The sequence below is a fragment of the Mycobacteroides sp. CBMA 271 genome (assembly GCF_009729205.1).
Taxonomy (GTDB): domain Bacteria; phylum Actinomycetota; class Actinomycetes; order Mycobacteriales; family Mycobacteriaceae; genus Mycobacterium.
In genome coordinates this window covers 474,168-494,428 of record NZ_VTHB01000004.1, presented here as the reverse complement: position 1 = coordinate 494,428, position 20,261 = coordinate 474,168, and the positions used below count along the sequence as shown (strand labels likewise).

Below are 20,261 nucleotides of genomic sequence, written 5' to 3'. Positions count from 1 at the left end.
GAACGCCCCGCGCTAGCCCCAGTTCTCGGGGCCGCCAAGGTCCGCCGAGAGCCAGTGTTCCGGGGAAACGTACACCGCGATCTGCTCGCCGTATCCCTCCGAGTACTTGAGGTAGCCCTCGAGCAGTTCTTCGGGGATATACCGCGCGGCCACTTGCCGATGCTGATCGTGCCCGAGCGGCTCGATCTTGGTGACCGGTCCCTCCACACTCACGTACCGCACCGTGGGCTGTTCCCGATCGACCATCAGCGTCAGCCGACCCGCGGCCTCGATCAGTTGATGCTTGCGCGAGCCCTTGCCCGTCGGAACCCACAGCTCGCCACCAGCGGTGTAGTAGTACCAGATCGGCACCGTCAGCGGAGCGCGGTCCGGCCCGCCACTCACCGAGATGGCCGCCACATGGGGTTCGGCCAGAAATGCCTGTCGTTCTTCCACACTCAATCCCATACGACCACCCTACGAGCCGGCACTGACAACCGCAGCGAACTGACAGACCAGCATGGTTCACTGAATCAATGGCACGCACCGCAGCCCTGGCCCGACACTTCTACGAGCGGTTCGAGCCGGTGCACGCAATCACCTACTTCGCGCCCGAGGCGCGCGCCGCGGCGGATGAACTCGGCTATCGCGGCTTCTGGCGGGGGTACTTCGCCACCCGATCTGCTCCTCTTGGCAGGGTCGCGCCGCCCGTCGTCGAGGCCATCTTCTACAACTTTGCCTCATTCCGGGTCGCCAGATCGCTCGCTGGCGCCTGGGACTCGGTCAGCCCCGAACAGGCCCTGACCGCCCGGCAGTCCGGTGCCGTCGCGGCGTTGCGGCGCTACGGCCTGATCGATGACGAAAACCTATACGCCGCTGCCCAATTGCTCGGCAAAGCCGCCCGCAACGCCGCAGTGCCCGGTCGGCCGCTCTACGCCGCCCTGACCGCCGCGCCGTGGCCCGACGAACCCATTGCTGCGCTATGGCATGCGGCCACGCTGCTGCGTGAACAGCGCGGCGATGCCCACGTCGCCGGACTCGTCGCCTCGAACATCACTGGGCGTGAGTCCAATGTGCTCCATGCGGCGGCCGGGAAGGTGCCCAAGGAAATCATCATGCGCACCCGCGACTACGACGATGCCGAATGGACCGCCATCGAACAGGGACTCATCGCCCGTGGCCTACTGAGCGCCGACGGCACGCTGGCTCCGCTGGGCCGAGACCTCAAGGCCGATATCGAGAACCGGACCAATGCGGCATCGCTACCCACGCTCGACGCCCTCACCGACGACGAGGTAGAGGCACTCTTTCGCACCCTCACTCCCATCACCCGCCAGGTTATCGCGGGAGGCGACCTGCCCGCGTCAACGCCAATGGGGTTGCAGCACAATGATCTCAGCGACGAGAGCGCACATTTGGGTTAGGCGGCCAGCGCTCCCCGCTTCTTGAGCAGCGGCAGCACTCCCTCGGCAAACCAGTAGGCCTCTTCCAGGTGCGGATAGCCGGAGAGGATGAACTCGTCGAACCCGAGCGCGTGATACTCGGAGATCAGGTTGGCGACCTCTTCGTGACTGCCCACTAGCGCCGTACCCGCGCCACCGCGCACCAGGCCGACACCGGCCCACAGGTTCGGGTAGATCTCCAGCTTGTCGAGCCGCCCACCGTGCAGCGCCGTCATGCGCCGCTGCCCCTCGGATTCCGATTTCGCGTGTAGCGCCGTGGCGGTGGCAACCTGATCGGAGGTGAGCTCGTCGACCAACGAGCGGGCGACGGCCCACGCCGCCTCGGAGGTATCGCGGCTGATGGTGTGCAGCCGGATACCGAACCGCAGGCTGCGCCCCCGCTCCTTGGCCAGGGCCCGCACTCTCTCGATCTTCGCGGCAGCCGCAGCGGGCGGCTCACCCCAGGTGAGGTACACGTCCACGTGATCGGCCGCGATGGGCAGCGCCGCCGGAGACGAGCCACCGAAATACAACTGCGGCAACGGCGTTGGCGGATCCGACACGCGCGCATCGGTCACCGTGTAGTGCTTCCCGGAATGGTTGACGGGATCGCCCTTCCAAATGTCACGGACAATCTGCAGGAACTCCCCGGTGCGCTCGTAGCGCTCGTCGTGAGTGAGCCAGTCCCCGAAGCGGCGCTGCTCGGCGTCATCGCCACCGCTGACGACGTTCAGCAGCAGTCGCCCATTCGAGAAGCGCTGCAGGGTCGCCGCCTGCTGCGCGGCCAGTGTCGGCGGAACCAACCCCGGCCGGAAAGCCACCAGAAATCTTAGGCGCTCGGTCTGCTCCAGCAGCCCCGCCGCGGTCAGCCACGCATCTTCACACCATGTTCCGGTGGGGGTCAGCACGCCCTCGAAGCCCAGCCGATCGGCTGCGCGCGCGATCTCGCCGAGATAACGCAGGGTCGGCTCCCGGTACCCCGCCGGGATGGTGTGGTGCGCTGACGCATGCGAGGCGCCGACGATCGAGCGGCTGTCTCCGTTGGTGGGGAGAAACCAGAAAAACTTGGCGGCCACGATGAATACCCTTCTACGTCTTTGTGGTGAAGAACTGCGCAAGCGCGTCGTTGAAACGGTTGTCTACGAAATCGGAAAACGCGGGCTTGCCCTGGATCTGGCCGGACTGCGCGAACAGATCGGCGAGCTTCTGCTCGGACGCGGTCACCTCGGAGCTAAGTGGTATCGCCAGGCGCAGGCTGCGCGACTGCGCCAGCTCAGCTGCTGCAGGGTCGATCCCGATGGCGGCGGCATACTTCGCGTACCACTCTTGCTGATGCGCCGCGGCCCATGCGCTGGCTCTGGCGATGCGCTGCACCAGATCCGAAAGAGCCGTATTGCGTTGGGCATCGCGCAGCGCCGCCTGCGAGGCGACACCGAATCCGTACCCGTTAGAAACACCGGATGCCGTCACCAATGTGCGTACCTTGAGCTGTTTCTCGGCGATGGCGGTATACGGATCCCAGATCGCCCAGGCGTCGGTCTGGCCCTGGCTCAACGCGGTGAACGCATCGGCCGGCTGCAAGAACACCACCTGGATGTCCTTGACGGTGAGGTTAGCCTTCTGCAGCTGAAGCAGCAGATGCCCATGTGCCGAGCTGCCCTTGCCGACGACCACCTTCTTTCCGCGCAAGTCCGCGACGGAATGGATGGTGGAATCGGCGGGCACCAGGATCTGATCGCCGGAGGCATCATTCGTATACCCGGACACCACTTTGATTTTCGCCTTCGCCGCCGCCCCGAAGATGGGTGGCGTGTTACCCGTGACGGCAAAGTCGATCTTGCCCGCGGTCGCCGCCTCGATCTGTGGAGGACCCGAGGTGAACGTGGAAAACTCGATCTTGTACGGCACATTGTCGAGCTCCCCCGCCGCGCGCAGCAGTGCCTCGGTGCCACCCTTCTGGTCCCCCACATGCAGCGTGAGGCCGGTCAGCGCGGAGAGCGGGACCGGCTGCGGTACACCGGAATCGCCTTTGTCATCGCGACCAGAGCTGCACGCCGCCAGCGCCAGCGAGATCACGGTTGCGCCGACGAATGTCTTAAACACCAAGCTGCGCAAGCAGTTCACCTCGATACTTTTCGGTTTCGGCGTCATGCTTGCCGTGTGGTTTACGGGGATTGCGGATGCGCAAGGTGTGCGCCAGCCGGCCCTCGTCCAGGACCAGAATGGTGTCGGCCAGCGATATCGCCTCGTCCACGTCGTGAGTGACGAGCAGCACGCCGAATTCGTGTTCCCGCCACAAACTCAGCAGCAGTCGGTGCATCGACAGCCGGGTCAGCGCATCGAGGGCGCCGAACGGTTCATCGAGCAACAGCAGCTGCGGCTCCGCGACAAGCGCCCGGGCCAGGGACACTCGCTGCGCCTGCCCACCCGAGAGCGTCAGCGGCCACGCCTGCGCCTTCTCGGCGAGCCCTACCTCATCGAGTGCCCGATCAACCCGAGAAAGTGCTTCCGTCTTAGATAGTTTGGTGCGGGTCAGCCCGTACGACACGTTGTCGCGCACCGAGCGCCACGGAAACAGCCGCGGCTCCTGGAAGGCCACCGCGGGGGCGCCCCGCACCTCGCGTTCGCCGTCATGGTCACCGGCCAGCCCCGACAGCACCCGCAGTACCGTCGACTTGCCCGACCCGCTGCGGCCCACCAACGCGACGATCTCGCCCCGGCCGACCCGCAGTGAGACGTCGTCCAGCACCCGGTTGCGTCCGTACCACTTGGTCACCGATCGCAGCTCGGCCGCCGGCGTCACGAATTCCCGAGACAGCTCGGTGATTTCGAAAACCGCTGTCATGATTCTCCTTTCATGATCGGTACCGCAGGGCGCGGCGCTCCTGCACACGCACGACGGCGTCGGTGATGATGCCCAACAGTGCGTAGACCACCAGGCCGAAGATGATGACGTCGATCCGCAGAAAATCGCGAGCATTGTTGATGAGGAAACCCACCCCGGCATCCGCGTTGATCTGCTCGGCGACGATGAGAGTGAGCCAGGACAGCGCCAACGACTGCCGCAATCCGACTAGGACCTGCGGCGTCGCACTGGGGACGACGATTACACGCAAGCGCTGCCAGAACGAAAATCCAAGCACCTGAGCGGTTTCGAACAGTTTGGGGTCTACCTGCCGGATGGCCGAGGTGGTGTTGAGGTACAGCGGGAACGCCGCCCCAAGGGCCACCATCAGCACCTTGGGCAGCTCGCCGATACCGAACCACACGATGAAGAGCGGGATGAGCCCCAGGTGCGGCAGCGCCCGAACCATCTGCATGGTCGGGTCGACTACCGCGTCCACCAACCTGGACAAGCCGACCATAGCCCCCAGCAGGACTCCGATGGTGCCGCCCAGCAGCAGGCCCTCGGCGGCACGGACCCCGGAGACCCGCAGCGCCTCGGCGAGCTGGCCATTGCCGATCAACTCGATTCCGGCCCGCGCGATCGTCGAGGGCGCCGGCAGGATGTCCGGGTCGATGAGGCCCCCGACGCTGCCCGCCTGCCACAGGAGGAGCACCGCGAACGGTGAGAGAAATCGGATGATCTCCCAGCGACGGCCCCGGATCCACTCCCGCCGCGAGGCCACCGGAGTATCGGCAGCAGGCGCGGAGGCAGCCACCAATGAATCGCGCGTGGTCATTGGTGCAAAGTTATGGGCGCGTGTGGATTCCGTGAAGGTTTAATCTCGCGCTGATTCGACGGGACTAGCGCCAGCCGTCGGCGGCCTTCGCGGCGCGCAAAAGCTCCTCGCACAACTGGCGCAGCTCGTCGGTGGTCGCGCCCTCCTCGACCGCGGTCGCGACATCCTCGGCGGCGCAGCGCGCCTGAAACACCCGATCGGCCAGATCGGTCGCCTCGTCGGCGGTGAGCACCACGGCGTCGGCAGGCACCGAGGTGCCCTTGACCGCCGCGCGCTGTTCATAGGCCCGCTGGCGACAGGATTGGCGGCAATACTGACGGCGGCGGCCCAACTCGGCGTCGTCCACCTCGCGCCCACACCACTTGCAGGGCTGAGCATGTTTGCGACGTGCCACGAGTCAGAAGCGTAGTGGTGACATGTGAGGCTGCTTCATGATGGACACCGTGAGCGAATTCAACGTTGCCGGCGCACCGACCGTGAGGTTTCGAATCACGAACGAAGCGAGCTCCGGCGAATGGAATCTCTTCATAGAGCCGCTCGCCGTTGAGTTCAGCGTCGAGCACGATGGCGTGCGCGTTATCGAATATGTCCGTACGGACAGGATCGCCGTGACCGACGACCTCGACATTCAATTCCTTGGCCCAGACAACGTCGTGGTGTGGCTGCCGCGCACGGGTCAGTTCCGTGTCCTGAACACGCTGAACACAGTCCTCTTCGAAATCGGCGACCTGTAGCGCGACGCGGGCCGCACCTGTCCCAGGGTGACGGCCACTATGGCGTTCACCAGCTATAATGAGGGTGATCACCTGCATGAACAGGGAACTAATGCCGCGGGTATGGCGTTGAGGTAGACAGCCACAAGCAATTGAGCGCGGACAACATCGCGCAGTGAAGAGGAGAAGTACACATGGCAGATCGTGTTCTACGAGGCAGCCGGCTCGGCGCCGTCAGCTACGAAACCGATCGTGACCACGACCTGGCGCCCCGCCGCATGGCCCGCTACCGCACCGACAACGGTGAGGAATTCGACGTTCCCTTCGCCCACGATGCCGAGATCCCGGCCAACTGGGCCTGCCGCAATGGCCTGGAGGGCACCCTGCTCGACGGCGACGTGCCCGAGCCCAAGAAGGTCAAGCCCCCGCGCACCCACTGGGACATGCTGCTGGAGCGTCGCAGCGTCGAGGAGCTCGACGAGCTGCTCAAGGAGCGTCTGGAACTGATCAAGGGCCGGCGCCGGGGCTAGCGACCGCCCCAATGAGTGCGTCCGGCAGATCCGTCGCGGGTTCGGCCGTTCTGATCACCGGTGCCGCTAGCGGCATGGGGCGAGCCACCGCTCGGATTTTCGCCGAAGATGGCGCCTTCGTTGCGGTCACCGATCTGCGTCTGGAGGATGCGCAAGCCGTCGCCGATGAGCTCGGTGAATGCGCGGCAGCCTGGGCCCTCGATGTCACCGATGACGCACAGATCTCCAACGTCGTCGCGGCCATAGCCGAGCATTTTGGGCGCCTGGACATCGTGATTAACAACGCCGGGTTCGCGGCATTCAGATCGCTCGACGACCCCGACTACGACACCACGTGGAATCGGTCGCTTGCTGTCCACCTGACCGCACCCCAACGAATTGTCCGCGCGGCGTTGCCATTTCTGCGCAATGCCCCCGCCCCGCGGGTGGTGAACATCGCCTCGACCGAGGCCCTTGGCGCCACGCCGTTCGATAGCCCCTACGTCGCGGCCAAGTCCGGGCTGGCCGGCCTGACCAGAAGTTTGGCTGTCGACCTGGGACGCGACGGCATCACGGTCAACTGCATCTGCCCTGGGCCGATCGATACCGCGATGACGTCAGCGATCTCGGATGACGACAAGGGCACCTACGCACGCCGACGCACCGCGCTGCGTCGTTACGGACGCGCCGAGGAGGTAGCGCACATGACGTTGAGCGTGTGCCTGCCGGTGGCCTCGTACCTCACCGGCGCGGTAATTCCAGTCGACGGCGGCCTAATGGCCCGCAACGCCTGAGATTTCTCAGCGGTTGACGCCGCGGGCCCTGTCGAGCCTGCTTCGCACACCCCATTTGGTCACCTTGACCAGGGCTTCATTGATGATTGATCCGCTCATCTTGGATTCACCGATCGCACGTTCCGTGAAGGTAATCGGCACCTCGGCAACCTCGAAGCCGTGCGCAATCGTGCGCAGGGTGAGGTCGATCTGGAAGCAGTAGCCATGCGATTCGACGGCGGCCAAATCCAGCTTTTCGAGTACCTCGCGCCGATACGCGCGGTATCCGGCGGTGATGTCGTGCGGCTTCACGCCCAACACCAACCGGGCATAGACATTCGCGCTGCGCGAGAGCACCAATCGCCGCCACGGCCAGTTGACGACGGTGCCGCCGGGCACGTAGCGCGAACCGATCGCCAGGTCGGCTCCCGCGTCCACCGCCTCAAGGAGTCGGGACAGCTGTTCGGGGGCATGGCTGCCGTCGGCGTCCATCTCCACCAACACCGAGTACTGGCGCGCCAGGCCCCAGCCGAAGCCGGCAATGTAGGCGGCTCCGAGGCCACCCTTCTCCTTGCGGTGCATGACGTGCACGCGGTCGGGATCGGCGAGCGCGGCCTCGTCGGCGAGGTCACCGGTGCCGTCCGGGCTGCCGTCGTCGACGATCAGCATGTGCACGTCGGGTTGCGCCTTGTTCAGCCGATCGAGGATCAGCGGGAGGTTCTCCCGCTCGTTGTACGTCGGAATGATCACCAGGGTCCGGGCGCTCGGACGTTCACTCGAGGGATCCACTCCGGTCAGGTCTCCTTACTCGGTGAGGCCAACTCCGCCTCATCATCTGGCACATTCTTGCGCCGCTTCAGCCCTCCATTGTGCAGTATCGCCAGGCCAGCCGAGGCCAGGACGGCCAGTCCCGCGATCAGAGCAAGCGCCCACTCGATCCATGGGCCCCATTGCGTGGCGGGTGTCACGTCGTTGTGCAGGCGCACCTGCATGTCGATGTAGGCCGGTTCGAAGAACTTGGTGCGGCCCGCGTCCACGCCGTCGGGAGCGATAAAGGCGCTGATCCCGGTGGTACCGACGACGATGACCTCACGATCGTGCTCGACGGCCCGCACCTTGGAAATGGCCAGCTGCTGTTCGCTCATCGCAGTGCCGAACAGGGCGTTGTTACTGGGCACGGCGAGAATCTCGGCGCCGTTGAGCGTGGATTGTCGCAGCGCCCGGTCGAACAGCACCTCCCAGCAGGTGGCCACGCCGATCTTCACACCGCCCGCGGTGACGACGCCGTTGCCGTCTCCGGGGACGAAATACCCGGCGCGATCGGCGTACTCGGAGAAGTGCGCGAAGAAGCTGCGCCACGGCAGGTACTCGCCGAACGGTTGCACGATCTGCTTGTCGTGACGCTCCCCCGGGCCTGTCTCCGGATCCCACACAATCACCGAATTGATCGACTTCGGCTGTTCGGGGGTGGAATCGGGGTGCCGCAGCACCCCACCAACCAGAATCGGCGCACCGATCGTCTTCGCGGCCTCGGTGATGGCCTCGGCCGCGTCCGCATTGCGGATCGGATCGATGTCCGAGGAGTTCTCCGGCCACACCACGAACTGCGGCGCCGGAGCCCTCCCGGCCTTGACGTCCTGGGCGAGTAACAGGGTTTCCTTGACGTGGTAGTCCAGCACCGCGCGCCGCTGCGCGTTGAAATCCAGGCCGAGTCGCGGCACATTGCCCTGCACCGCCGCGACGGTGACGGTCCGCCCGTTCGTGGCTCCGTGACTTGCATGCCGAACCTGCTGCCAACTCACCGCCATCGCAAACAGGACCAGACATACGCAGACGCCGGGCAGTAGCACCGAGGGCACCGGCCGGGCACCGTCGGGGCCCGCGGCCGGACTGCGCCACCAGCGGTACAACTCGATGCCGAGCGCGGTCACCGCGAACGCTCCCAGGGCCACAGCGAAAGACACCAGCGGCGCTCCGCCGTACCGAGCGAGCCCGAGCATGGGTCCGTCACCTTGACTGTAAGCAATACGGCCCCAAGGAAAACCGCCGAACGGAATGCTTGCCTTACCCCATTCCGCGGCCGACCACGCCGCAGCGAACCACAGCGGCCAGCCCGGCAGATTGCGCACCGCGACCGCTAGTACGCCGAAGAACGCAACCGAAATTGCACACAGCAGGGACAGCGCCAGCCAGGGGAACACACCCACCAGCTCGCCCGTCCAGGGCAGCAGCGGGATGTAGAAGGCCAGACCGAACAGCAGCCCGTACCCGAGACCACCGCGCAGCGCGGTGCGCCTCGACCACAGCACCAATCCAAGAATCGACAGCGCGGGGAATGCCGCCCACCAGAAACCCCACGGCGGGAAGCTCACACAGAGGGCGAGACCCCCACCGATGACCCCGACCTGACGGGGCGCGGCACGCAGCCAGGCGCGGCCGAACGCGGCCACCCGAGCACGCAGGGCAGCGGCGATTACTGCGCCGCGTGACGGTTCCGCCTCGCCGGGAACCTCGTCGTCTTCAACGTCGTTCGGAGCCTCGAGCTCCGTCACATCCTCGTCGAGCGCTTCGTCAGCCATGGATCACCTTGCCGCGGTGCACGGTTCGCAGACATGTGGGCAATGCAGTGAGCGCTTCGAGGTCCGGTAGTGCCGGGACGCGCGAGCGCGGGTCGGTGGACCACCGCTGAACGCCCGGTTGGCTGGTGTTGATGGTCAGGTCACCTGTCTCCCAAATCGCGTAACTAGCAGGCGCTCCCGGGGTCAAGGTGCCGGTCACGCCGTCGTGAATGCCCTGGGCGCGCCAGCCGCCTCGGGTCGCGGCGCCAAACGCCGCGCGCAGCGATACGGAGCTACTTGCGGTGCGGTGATGGGCCGCCGCCCGCACTGTCACCCACGGATTCATGGGCGTGACGGGTGCGTCGGAGCCAAACGCTAGGGGCACGCCTTGGGATGCTAACAGCGCGAGCGGGTTTAGCTGAGTACCTCGGTCCGGGCCGAGTCGATCCGCATACATACCGTCCGGGCCACCCCAGAGGGCATCGAACGCCGGTTGCATGCTCGCGATGACCCCAAGCCGGCCAAGTTGCTCTGCCTGCGCCGCGTTGACCATTTCGAGGTGCTCCAGACGGTGGCCGCACCGGGCCACGGCGGGCACACCGTGACGCGCGGCGACCCTCGCCAAAGCGTCGACTACCTCGGTAACAGCGGCATCGCCGATCACGTGAAATCCCGCGGTGATACCGGCCTGCGTGCACGAGTCTAGGTGGGCTTCAACGGTTTCGGCATCCAGATGCTGCGTGCCGCAGGTGTGCGGCGCGTCGTGGTAGGGCTGGTGCAGCCAGGCGGTGCGCGATCCGAGCGCTCCGTCGACGAAAAGGTCACCGGCCAGCCCGGCGGCCCCCGTCGAGGTGATGAGCTCGCGTGCGTGATCCGTATCGCGGGCCGCCTCACCCCAGTACCCGGTGACCTGCACGCCGTGCTCGGTGGCCAGCAATTCGCGGAAGTCCTCAAGCCCGCCGATTTCCGGCCCGCCGCATTCGTGCACCGACACCACCCCGAGCGACGCCGCGCTATCCAGGGCCGCGCGCCGGGCAGCGGCACGAGTGGCTCCGGACAGGGCGCTGCGCGCATGGGCTCGCAACAGATGGTGCGCCTCGTCTACCAGCGGGTGTTCGGGGTGAAATCCGGTGGCCTCGACCAGCGCGGGCACCTGCTGACGCAGCGTCGTCGATGCCGCCGCGGCGTGTACATCGATACGGGTGAGGTACACGGCCCTACCGGGTGTGGACGCATCGAGATCGGCGGTGCTGAGGGGGCGACGATCCGGCCATCGCGACTCGTCCCAACCATGCCCCCAGATCACGTCATCGGGGTGCTCCGCGGCGTATGCCGCCAGGCGGGCCAGGCACTGTTCGCGGGAGGTCGCATCGGATACGTCGAGTCCGATGAGCGATAACCCCAGCGCGGTGACATGCACATGGGCGTCCACGAATGCCGGTGCAACGAACGCGCCGTCTAGGTCGACGACTTCAGCACCAGGGAACTCGGCGCGGCCAAGGTCGTCCTCGCCGATCCAGTTGATGACACCGCCGGTTACGGCCATGGCTGTCGCCGCCGGATGCGACGGGCTGTGCACGCGCGCATTGACGAGGAGGTGCGATGAGCCGCTTGCGCGAAGAGCGTCCGGGCGAGTGTGCACTTGGTTATTCTGCCGGGCCGAGCCGACGTCTACGCAGGCAGGTCGCGGCCGGGACGGTAGAAATCTGACGGGGTCGCTGCGCCGTCACTGACGTCGATGACCTCACCGTCGATGTAGTCGACGGTGGCACCGCGGGCCTGGCCGGCCTGGCTGGCCTGGAACGCTCCGTATCCGATGGGGATGACGGTGATCAGTGGCGCCCGACGGCCCAGCTGCCGCGCGGCGACAAGGGTCAGCACCGGCCGCAGCACGGCGCGAGTCGGCGGCAGGAGTAGCAGTAAGCCGATGGTCGAGGACACCAACCCGGGGATCACGACGGCGACGGTCCCGAGCGCGATCAACGCACCATCCGCGACGGCCCCTCCGGGTGATCGAACTCCGCGCCGCAACTGGTCAATGGCACGCCGGGCCTGTGAACCGGCAAGGATGAGTCCGACAACGAACGTCCCGGCGACGGCGATGATCGTCCAGCCGATGCCTACCGCGGAGGTCAACGCCACCAGGGCAGACACCTCAACGATCACGTACAGCAGAAACAGGCCTGGCCACATACCGGATCAACGAGCCGGCCCGCCGCCAGGTTCCCGTGTCAGGCGGTGATGGCCAGTCCGATGGTGCCGCTCTTGCCGCGGCGCAGGACGCTGGCCCTGACCAGCACCCAGCCCAGCAGGCCGTACTTGCGGGAGATGGCGTCGCGCGCCCGCTCGGTGCCGTCGGGATCCAGGACACGTGCGGTTCCCTCGACCTCACCGCTGCGTACCTTGCCGCGCGCATCACAGATCGCCAGCGTCACGCGGGTGGTCTTGCGGATGCGACGCACCTTCCATGCGTTGGATTCCGTCCACACAAGAAGCTCGCCGTTGTCCGGTGCCGCCCAGACGGCGGCGGGCTTGGGGCGGCCGTCCTTGGTGAATGTCGTCAGCGACACGTACTTGGCCGCGCCGACTTCATCGAATGTCGGCACCGCGAGGTTTGCACTCATGGCGCCCAGTCTAGGAATCAGAGGGCAGGTATGTCAGCACAACTCCGGTGCCCCGAGAGTCACCGAAATCCCAACCCTGGCGCCGTTTCGCCGGTCCAACCACGCGGTGACGATCCGGCTGGGCAGCCCGTACCGCTTGACCACCGCGGCGCGGATGCGTGCGACGGAGGCAGGGTCTTCGACGATCGCAGCGGTGGCATCGGATGTCGGGCTGATCACGCGGCCGCTCTGCGTGCAGACGGCCACCGTCACCTTCGGGTTTCGCCGAATCCGGGTGACCTTCCAGGTGTTGGCACTCGTGGTGAGGAGGAGCTCGTCACCCTCGGCGACGAATCCCATCGGGGTCGGTTTCGCCACACCGTCCTTGGTGAACGTCGTCAACAGGACGTAGCGCCCCGCCGCGACGCCACCAATGTCCAAACCATCACCCGCGGCCATGGCCCGATGCTACGACTCCAGCTCACCTTCGGTTTCCAAGAAAGCCGTTCGCAAATCATCAAGAACTTGCTGATCGGGGCTCTCCCAGAGTCCCCTACTGGCGGCCTCCAGCAACCTCTCCGCGATTCCGTGCAGCGCCCAAGGGTTGGACTGCTGCATGAACTTGCGATTCTGTTCGTCGAGCACGTAGCTCTTGGTGAGCTGTTCGTACATCCAGTCCGCCATCACGTTGGCGGTGGCGTCATACCCAAACAGGTAGTCGACGGTCGCGGCCATTTCAAAGGCGCCCTTGTAGCCATGCCGGCGCATCGCCTCCAGCCAACGCGGGTTGACCACACGAGCACGGAAAACCCTTGTGGTTTCTTCAGATAACGTGCGGGTACGCACCGCGTCCGGTCGGGTGTTATCGCCGATGTACGCCGCAGGTGCCTTACCAGTGAGCGCCCGTACCGCCGCGACCATGCCGCCGTGGTACTGGAAGTAGTCGTCGGAGTCGGCAATATCGTGTTCACGGGTATCGGTGTTCTTGGCCGCCACCGCAATCCGGCGATACTGGTGACGCATATCCTCGCTCGCGGCGGCGCCGTCGAGCCCGCGACCGTAGGCGAATCCGCCCCACGCCGTGTACACCTGCTCCAAATCCGAGTCATTGCGCCAGTTTTGGCTATCGATCAGCTGAAGCAGCCCGGCGCCGTAAGTGCCAGGCTTGGAGCCGAAGATGCGCATGGTGGCGCGCCGCCAATCCCCGTGCTCAGCGCGGTCGGCCTCGGCGTGCGCGCGCAAGAAGTTCTGCTCGGCGGGTTCTTCGAGTCCCGCGGCCAGCGCGACGGCATCGTCGAGCATGGTCACCACGTGCGGGAAGGCATCCCGGAAGAATCCGGAGATACGCACCGTGACGTCGATCCGGGGGCGCCCCAGTTCTTCCAGCGGAATGCCCTCCAGGCTCACCACTCGCCGGGAAGCATCATCCCACACCGGTCGAACACCCAGGAGTGCAAGGACTTCGGCGATGTCGTCACCGGAGGTCCGCATCGCGGAGGTTCCCCAGATCGAGAGCCCAACCGATCGTGGCCAGTCTCCGTAATCGGCGCGGTACCGCTCCACCAGAGACTCGGCCATCGCCTGCCCGGTCTCCCAGGCCAGCTTCGACGGAACCGCCTTGGGGTCAACCGAATAGAAGTTACGCCCGGTCGGCAACACGTTGACGAGCCCGCGCAGCGGTGAACCCGACGGTCCCGCCTCGATGAACCGGCCATCCAATGCCCGCAGCACCGCGTCGATCTCGCCGTTGGTTCCGTCGAGCCTGGGCACCACCTCGGTGGCCGCGAACCTCAGGATCTGCGCGACCTGGGGGTCAGCGGTGAGATCGGCCACCGCATCGGGGTTCCAGCCCGCCGCCTGCAGCGAGGCGAGCAGCGAACGTGCTTGCTGGTCAATCTCGTCCACGCGCACACGGTCGTCGGTGCCATCCTCGGCAAGGCCAAGCGCTTGGCGCAGTCCGGGCACCGATTGTTCGCCCGCCCACATCTGGCGGGCACGCAGGATCGACAACACCAGGTCCACTTGGGCCTCACCCGTAGGCGCGCTGCCCAGGATGTGCAGCCCGTCGCGGATCTGAACATCCTTGATCTCGCAGAGCCATCCGTCCACATGCAGCAGCATGTCGTCGAAGACGTCCTCGTCCGGACGCTCCTCCAACCCGAGATCGTGGTCCATCTTCGCCGCGCGCATCAGCGTCCAGATCTGCTGGCGGATGGCAGGCAATTTGGCCGGATCCAAGGCCGAGATATTCGCGTGCTCATCGAGCAATTGCTCCAAACGCGCGATATCACCATAGGTTTCGGCGCGCGCCATCGGCGGAATGAGATGGTCAACCAGGGTCGCGTGCGCGCGACGTTTGGCCTGCGTACCCTCCCCCGGATCGTTAACGAGGAATGGATAGATCAACGGCAGATCCCCGAGGGCGGCATCGGTGGCGCAATCCGCTGACAGCCCAACGGTTTTCCCCGGTAGCCATTCCAGATTGCCGTGCTTTCCCAGGTGCACCAGCGCGTCGGCACCGAATCCGCCCTCCTCGCGTGGAGCCGAGAGCCACCGGTACGCGGCCAGGTAATGGTGGCTGGGAGGCAGGTCCGGGTCGTGGTAGATGGCTACCGGATTTTCTCCGAATCCCCGGGGCGGCTGGACAATCAAAACTACATTGCCTGATTGCATGGCAGCAACCACAATATCGCCGTCAGGATTGGCGCTAGTGTCGACGAACAGCTCCCCCGGCGCCGGACCCCAATGTTCGACGATCCGCTCGGCAAGTCCGGGCGCCAGCCGCGAGAACCACTCCTGGTACTGCTGCGCCGATACCCGAATGGGGTTGCCCGCCAGCTGCTCCGCGGTGAGCCAGTCCGGGTCTTGGCCGCCCCGCTCGATCAGGGCATGCACCAGCGCATCGCCGTCACCGTCGGTCGCGGGCCGACCGGTCGCCGGCACGCCGGGAATCTCACCGTCGGGGCCTATGTCGTAGCCCGCTGCACGCATCGCAGTGAGCAGCGCCACCGCGCTGGCCGGAGTGTCCAGCCCCACCGCATTGCCGATCCGGGCGTGCTTGGTGGGATAGGCAGAGAACACCACGGCAATCCGGCGCTCCGCGGCGGGAATCGAGCGAAGCTTGGCGTGCCGCAAGGCGATACCCGCCACCCGTGCGCAGCGTTCGGTGTCGGCAACATAGTTGATGAGCCCGTCGTCGTCGATCTCCTTGAACGAAAACGGGACGGTGATGATGCGGCCGTCGAACTCGGGGACCGCAACCTGCGTCGCGACATCCAACGGACTCATGCCGTCGTCGTTGGCATCCCAAGCGTCGCGCCCACTGGTGAGGCAGAGCCCCTGCAAGATCGGGATATCAAGGGCGGCCAGGTGGGCCACATTCCACTCATTGTCGGCTCCCCCCGCTCCCACGGTCGCCGGCGTTGCGCCACCGGCGGCCAGCACGGTGACCACCATGGCGTCGGCAGCCGACAATGCCGCCAAGAGCTCGGGCGGCGCGGTCCGAAGGGATGCGCAGTACACCGGAAGTGCCCGTCCGCCGCCGTTCTCTATCGCGGTGCACAACGCCTCGATGTACCCGGTGTTTCCGGCGAGCTGCTGGGCGCGGTAGTAGAGCACCGCGACGGTGGGGCCGTCGGCGGCGATAATGCCAGCCTTACTGCGTCTGTCTAATACACCCCAGACCGGATTGGGGGCCGGCGGCTCGAAGCCGATTCCCGTCATCAATACGGTGTCGGACAGGAAGGCATGCAGCTGGCGCAGGTTCGCGGTACCACCCTCGGCCAGGTACCGGTGCACCTGCAGCGCAGCACCGACCGGGACGGTGGAGCATTCCATGAGCTCGGCGTCAGGGACCTGTTCACCCGAAACCACGACGGTCGGCACACCGGAGGCGATGACGGCGTCGATGCCGTCTTCCCATCCGCGGCGACCCCCGAGAAGCCGGATGACCACCGCTCCGACGCCATCCACGAGACCGGGAAGATCATCGACATGGATGCGAGAAGGGTTGGCCCAGCGGTAGTTCGCACCACTGGCACGGGCGGTCAAGAGGTCGGTGTCGGAAGTCGACAGCACAAGTATCCGGGCATCACTCACAGGACATTCGTACCGTAGTCCTACGGTGAGTAGGTGACCCGCTCCAGTGCAGACGATGCGTGCCCCGGCGCACTACGTCTGCATGAGGCGGCAGACGGGCCGTTGGCGCGGGTGCGGCTGCCCGGGGGCATGCTGACATCCGAGCAGTTGGCGGCGTTGGCCCAAGCGGCCGGGGATCACGGCGCACCGGTCTTGGAACTCACCTCCCGCGGCAATCTTCAGATCCGCGGGATACGCGATGCGGATGCTGTGTCGGGTCTGCTGACGGCGGTCGGGCTGCTGCCGTCCGCCAGCCACGAGCGGGCGCGAAACATCGTGGCGTCGCCACTGTCGGGCCGCGTCGGCGACTTCCCCGACATCCGGCCGATGGTGCACGCACTCGACCGCGGACTCGTCGCGTCCCCCGCCCTCGCCGAGCTGCCGGGCCGGTTTCTGTTCGGTCTTGACGACGGCCGCGGCGACATGGACGCCATGGGCGCCGACATCGGGTTGCGGCATGAAGCCGCCGGTTGGCGGCTGCTCATCGACGGACATCGGACCTCCGAATGCCATGACGACGCCGTCGAATGCCTGCTCGCGGTGGCGGATGTCTTCGTGCGAACTCGGGAAAACGCATGGCGCGTCGCGGAACTACCGTCGGGCGCCGAGACGCTCGCCAAGACAATCGGCGCAACGCTGATCGAAGGTCCGCCCGACGCCCTGCCCGCCCCTCGGGCGCCGGTGGGCTGGATTGAACAACGGCAGTCCGGTGACCTGGTGACGCTCGGCGCGGCGGTTCCGCTGGGACAGCTGCCAGCTTCACTGGCAGCGCTGCTGGCGGCGGCCGAGAAACCCGTGGTGATCACCCCTTGGCGCTCATTGCTCCTGTGTGATCTGCTCCCGGAGGAGGCCGACTCGGTGCTGCGGGTGTTGGCCCCCATGGGCCTGGTATTCGACGATCGATCTCCCTGGCTCAACATCAGTTCATGCACCGGGTCGCCGGGGTGCGCGCGCTCGCGAACAGACGTGCACGCCGATGTGCGTCTGGACGTGGCCGAAGAGCTGGCCAGCGGTATCCATTCACCGGTGCACCGCCATTGGGTCGGCTGCCCCCGGGCCTGCGGCAGCCCCAGTACCGGGCAGGTGCTCGTGGCGACGGAGCTGGGTTATCGACCGCTGGAGCGGAATTAAAGAATAGCGCCTAGCGCGATAGGCCAGATACACCTTGATCCGCAATGCTTCCACGCATCTAGATTAATAATTCCAAAGTTGATTAACCTTATCCTTTAGTCGGGGAAAGTCGATTTAGTGCGCGATAAAGTTTGTCAATATGGGGGCAGAAATTCGACATCTCAGAGCACTCCTGGCCGTCGCCGACACCGGGAGCATTACCAGAGCGGCGTCCGAGCTTAGGATAGGGCAGCCTCATCTATCTCGATTAATTAGCCAACTTGAGCGGTCAATGGGAACAGCATTGCTGGAGCGGTCATCCGGCGGATCGATACTTACTCCTGATGGCTTGACCGTAGTTACGCGAGCACGCCACGCTGTTCATGCTTTCGACCTAGCAATATCAGGGCACGTTGCAAGTCGCACCCTCACCATCGGATATACCTGGTCAATACTGGGCAGGTATACCAACGACGCGTTTCAGCAATGGGAATCTACAGGGGACCCCGATGTCGACCTCTACCTGAGGAGGTTTCAGGATCGCAGTGGCGGGGTGGATTCCGGCGCCGCCGACCTCGCTGTAGTTCGCACCCTGGCACCCACCTCCAAGAACCGGGTTCTCCTATTCGCGGAACGACGCGTTGCGGCCGTCTCGATACGTCACCGTTTTTCGCGGCGGGACGTCTTACGGATGGAGGACTACCAAGGTGAGACGGTCATCCTCAACTCCGTGTCCGGATCAACAACAATGGAGGCGTGGGCGCATCGCGGAGTCTCGATGGAACCGCCGCTGCTCGTCGAGTCGATTGACGAATGGAATCACCTCGTTTCCCTGAACAAGGGGATCGGCTTGACACCCGAGTCAACCCGCGTGATGCACCCGTACCCCGGCATCAACTACATAGACGTGTGCGATGCACCCCCGGCACCGGTGTGGCTGATATGGGAGAACGCCGCATTCGAGCAGATCGCGCGAAAGTTTGCCGAAGTGGTCCACCAGGTCATACAGAAAGAAACAGTCAACGGCCGTCGATAATTGCGGCGACCTGGTCGAGCCCGAACCGCTGAATTATCGACTTGGGACAGTTCCAGTCGGATGCTTCGACGGATATCTCAACTCGTGTTTCCACTTTCTCGGACATTTCATTCTGATGCAGGCGCGCGACGCCAAATATCTTGAGCCTCATGCGGCCCACATAGTCAATAAAGAACAGGGATACCCTGGGGTTGGCCTTGATGTTTCCGAACGAAATATACTGCCGATTCCCAGCAATTTCGCGGTAGCTTAGCGTCATGCCGGACTCGCCAACCGATACAAAACCCTCTAACCCGGACTTGTATTGAATGTACGGCCAGCCAGTTTCACCAACACTTGCAATGTAAAACTCGTCTCGCAGTGAGATAAAGCGTCGTTCCGCGTCGCTCAGCCCCTCGAACCGGTCACCTTGCGCCGATCGAGCAATGGCCTTTTCACTGCCGTGGAGCATCTGCTGAGCAACGACACCCGGTGTATATGCAATCCGCGAATAGCCAGTCATACTGATTCCCGTTCTTCCTCGCGGCCTAGCGCCGTACCTGACCTGGATTCCACCGATCCGTGCGGCAACGACGTTTTCGTAACCAGCCCGAGCAGGAGCGCGAAAGACGCGACCCCGGCCGCCACAGCGAAAGCGGCGCCATATCCAGAGCGATCTGCAATCAGCCCGCTCAGCGGGCCCGCGATCAACAGACCCAAATCCCAGAACGATGTCATGACCGCCACCGAAGTTCCCGGCGCCGTTCGCCCCGTCCGCCCGAGAGTGACGGACACCGTCGCCGGAAACATCAGTGATACACCAACTCCAGTGAGCGCCGCCCCGACAACGGCGCCCACAGTTCCCAAGCTGGGAATCGCAAGGAACAACGCGCCTACCACTTCAATCACGATCACCACGAACCACACGGCCCGCCCTCCCCAACGGGTCACCAACGGACTTCCGAGGAATCTCGTTACCAGGAATGCGGCTGCGAACACTGCCAACGCGTAGTTTGCGGCAGCGAGGTTCCGAGAATGCAGGTCGAGCACCAGGATCGCATTGATGGCCCCGTAACCGTAGGCAGACAACCCGAACACCACCCCTGGAGCGGTAGAACCTCGCGGGAGCAGGCCTCGCAGCGAGAATGGGGACCTCAGATCCGAGGGCGACTCAGGAGCCCGAACCAGGGACACCAACACAAAGGAAAGCAAACCCAGGAGGGTGACAACCACCCATACCGCGCGGGTGGAACCGGTCTGCAATATGACAGATGCGAGCACAGGACCGGCCGCCAGCCCACCCCACATCGACAGCCCAAACCAGCCCGCGACCTTGCCTTTTTCGGCTGTAGGCACGCCGGCCAGTACCCATGGGATGGCCGCCGAAAAGAGCGCCGCCTCCCCGGCACCCATCACAATCCGGGCAACAAGTATCTCTCCCACAGACTGCGCAATCAGATGTCCAGCTCCCCCCAGAGCGGTGAGCAGTCCGCCCAACCGCACAAACACCCGTGATCGACCGGCATCTGCGAACCACCCCGCAACAGGCCTGCTAAGCGCCGTCGCTGCGAAGGCAATGCCAACGGTCCATCCAGCCACCGTTGCGCTGGTCCCGAATCTGCCCGTCACGTATGGGGGTAACACCTGAATAGTGGCGCCGAGTGCTACGTATCCAGCGAAGACCGCGCTCCATAGCAACATCATTGGAGTTCTTGCCATATCTGAACTGTACGGTACAG

General features: G+C 65.0%; 21 protein-coding genes. 6 read left to right on the top strand and 15 right to left on the bottom strand.

What is annotated here, in order from left to right; all coding sequences use genetic code 11:
- Positions 1-12: 12 nt before the first annotated feature.
- Complete coding sequence (locus tag FZI91_RS13730; RefSeq protein ID WP_155939483.1) at positions 13-447, bottom strand: pyridoxamine 5'-phosphate oxidase family protein; 435 nt, start codon at positions 445-447, stop codon at positions 13-15.
- A gap of 68 nt (positions 448-515) precedes the next feature.
- On the opposite strand from FZI91_RS13730, the gene FZI91_RS13725 reads away from it, so the two are divergent.
- Positions 516-1,403: an SCO6745 family protein gene (locus tag FZI91_RS13725; protein WP_155939482.1), complete on the top strand. Its 888-nt coding sequence runs from the start codon at positions 516-518 to the stop codon at positions 1,401-1,403.
- Here FZI91_RS13725 and FZI91_RS13720 read toward each other — a convergent pair.
- From FZI91_RS13720 to FZI91_RS13700, 5 genes are all read right to left on the bottom strand, one after another.
- Positions 1,400-2,497, bottom strand: coding sequence for an LLM class flavin-dependent oxidoreductase (locus tag FZI91_RS13720; protein ID WP_162526409.1), 1,098 nt, complete (start codon positions 2,495-2,497; stop codon positions 1,400-1,402). The two genes, FZI91_RS13725 and FZI91_RS13720, sit on opposite strands and share 4 nt — an antisense overlap.
- Positions 2,498-2,510: 13 nt before the next feature.
- Positions 2,511-3,572: an ABC transporter substrate-binding protein gene (locus FZI91_RS13715; RefSeq protein ID WP_155939480.1), complete on the bottom strand. Its 1,062-nt coding sequence runs from the start codon at positions 3,570-3,572 to the stop codon at positions 2,511-2,513.
- On the bottom strand, positions 3,517-4,266 hold the full coding sequence (locus FZI91_RS13710) for an ABC transporter ATP-binding protein (protein ID WP_155939479.1): 750 nt from the start codon (positions 4,264-4,266) through the stop codon (positions 3,517-3,519). Before FZI91_RS13710 ends, FZI91_RS13715 begins: the two co-directional genes overlap by 56 nt.
- A 10-nt stretch (positions 4,267-4,276) precedes the next feature.
- Complete coding sequence (locus FZI91_RS13705) at positions 4,277-5,104, bottom strand: ABC transporter permease (protein WP_155939478.1); 828 nt, start codon at positions 5,102-5,104, stop codon at positions 4,277-4,279.
- Between the two features lie 64 nt (positions 5,105-5,168).
- Positions 5,169-5,498: a hypothetical protein gene (locus FZI91_RS13700; protein ID WP_162526408.1), complete on the bottom strand. Its 330-nt coding sequence runs from the start codon at positions 5,496-5,498 to the stop codon at positions 5,169-5,171.
- Between the two features lie 37 nt (positions 5,499-5,535).
- Between FZI91_RS13700 and FZI91_RS13695 the strand changes: the two genes are divergently transcribed.
- From FZI91_RS13695 to FZI91_RS13685, 3 genes are all read left to right on the top strand, one after another.
- Entirely contained in the window at positions 5,536-5,838 is a 303-nt protein-coding gene (locus FZI91_RS13695; RefSeq protein WP_155939477.1) for a hypothetical protein, read from the top strand.
- Positions 5,839-6,011: 173 nt separating this feature from the next.
- A complete protein-coding gene (locus tag FZI91_RS13690; protein ID WP_043079148.1) occupies positions 6,012-6,347 on the top strand; it encodes an RNA polymerase-binding protein RbpA in 336 nt (111 codons plus the stop codon).
- Between the two features lie 11 nt (positions 6,348-6,358).
- Positions 6,359-7,120, top strand: coding sequence for an SDR family oxidoreductase (locus tag FZI91_RS13685; protein WP_155939476.1), 762 nt, complete (start codon positions 6,359-6,361; stop codon positions 7,118-7,120).
- Positions 7,121-7,126: 6 nt separating this feature from the next.
- On the opposite strand, the gene FZI91_RS13680 is transcribed toward FZI91_RS13685, so the two are convergent.
- The 7 genes from FZI91_RS13680 to cobN form a co-directional block, all read right to left on the bottom strand.
- A complete protein-coding gene (locus FZI91_RS13680) occupies positions 7,127-7,888 on the bottom strand; it encodes a polyprenol monophosphomannose synthase (RefSeq protein WP_162526407.1) in 762 nt (253 codons plus the stop codon).
- Positions 7,889-7,893: 5 nt separating this feature from the next.
- Complete coding sequence (lnt, locus tag FZI91_RS13675; RefSeq protein WP_155939474.1) at positions 7,894-9,678, bottom strand: apolipoprotein N-acyltransferase; 1,785 nt, start codon at positions 9,676-9,678, stop codon at positions 7,894-7,896.
- Positions 9,671-11,203, bottom strand: a complete 1,533-nt coding sequence (locus FZI91_RS13670; RefSeq protein WP_155939593.1) for an amidohydrolase — start codon at positions 11,201-11,203, stop codon at positions 9,671-9,673. The genes lnt and FZI91_RS13670 overlap by 8 nt, the downstream gene beginning before the upstream one ends.
- A 125-nt stretch (positions 11,204-11,328) precedes the next feature.
- Entirely contained in the window at positions 11,329-11,850 is a 522-nt protein-coding gene (locus FZI91_RS13665) for an FxsA family protein (RefSeq protein ID WP_155939473.1), read from the bottom strand.
- A gap of 38 nt (positions 11,851-11,888) precedes the next feature.
- A complete protein-coding gene (locus FZI91_RS13660; RefSeq protein WP_162526424.1) occupies positions 11,889-12,290 on the bottom strand; it encodes a PPOX class F420-dependent oxidoreductase in 402 nt (133 codons plus the stop codon).
- Between the two features lie 24 nt (positions 12,291-12,314).
- Positions 12,315-12,719, bottom strand: a complete 405-nt coding sequence (locus FZI91_RS13655; RefSeq protein WP_155939471.1) for a PPOX class F420-dependent oxidoreductase — start codon at positions 12,717-12,719, stop codon at positions 12,315-12,317.
- Between the two features lie 9 nt (positions 12,720-12,728).
- Positions 12,729-16,358 (bottom strand): cobaltochelatase subunit CobN, encoded by a 3,630-nt coding sequence (gene cobN / locus FZI91_RS13650; RefSeq protein WP_162526406.1) that lies wholly within the window; start codon positions 16,356-16,358, stop codon positions 12,729-12,731.
- A gap of 33 nt (positions 16,359-16,391) precedes the next feature.
- Between cobN and cobG the strand changes: the two genes are divergently transcribed.
- Together cobG and FZI91_RS13640 are read left to right on the top strand one after the other, a co-directional pair.
- Positions 16,392-17,528, top strand: coding sequence for a precorrin-3B synthase (gene cobG / locus FZI91_RS13645; protein ID WP_162526405.1), 1,137 nt, complete (start codon positions 16,392-16,394; stop codon positions 17,526-17,528).
- A 139-nt stretch (positions 17,529-17,667) separates the two neighbouring features.
- The gene (locus FZI91_RS13640; RefSeq protein ID WP_155939470.1) at positions 17,668-18,543 is read left to right on the top strand and encodes a LysR family transcriptional regulator; all 876 of its coding nucleotides are present in this window, start codon (positions 17,668-17,670) and stop codon (positions 18,541-18,543) included.
- Here the strand turns inward: FZI91_RS13640 and FZI91_RS13635 are convergent.
- Together FZI91_RS13635 and FZI91_RS13630 are read right to left on the bottom strand one after the other, a co-directional pair.
- On the bottom strand, positions 18,527-19,045 hold the full coding sequence (locus FZI91_RS13635; protein ID WP_155939469.1) for a pyridoxamine 5'-phosphate oxidase family protein: 519 nt from the start codon (positions 19,043-19,045) through the stop codon (positions 18,527-18,529). The genes FZI91_RS13640 and FZI91_RS13635 overlap by 17 nt on opposite strands.
- Positions 19,042-20,241, bottom strand: coding sequence for an MFS transporter (locus FZI91_RS13630; RefSeq protein WP_162526404.1), 1,200 nt, complete (start codon positions 20,239-20,241; stop codon positions 19,042-19,044). Before FZI91_RS13630 ends, FZI91_RS13635 begins: the two co-directional genes overlap by 4 nt.
- Positions 20,242-20,261: the final 20 nt, after the last annotated feature.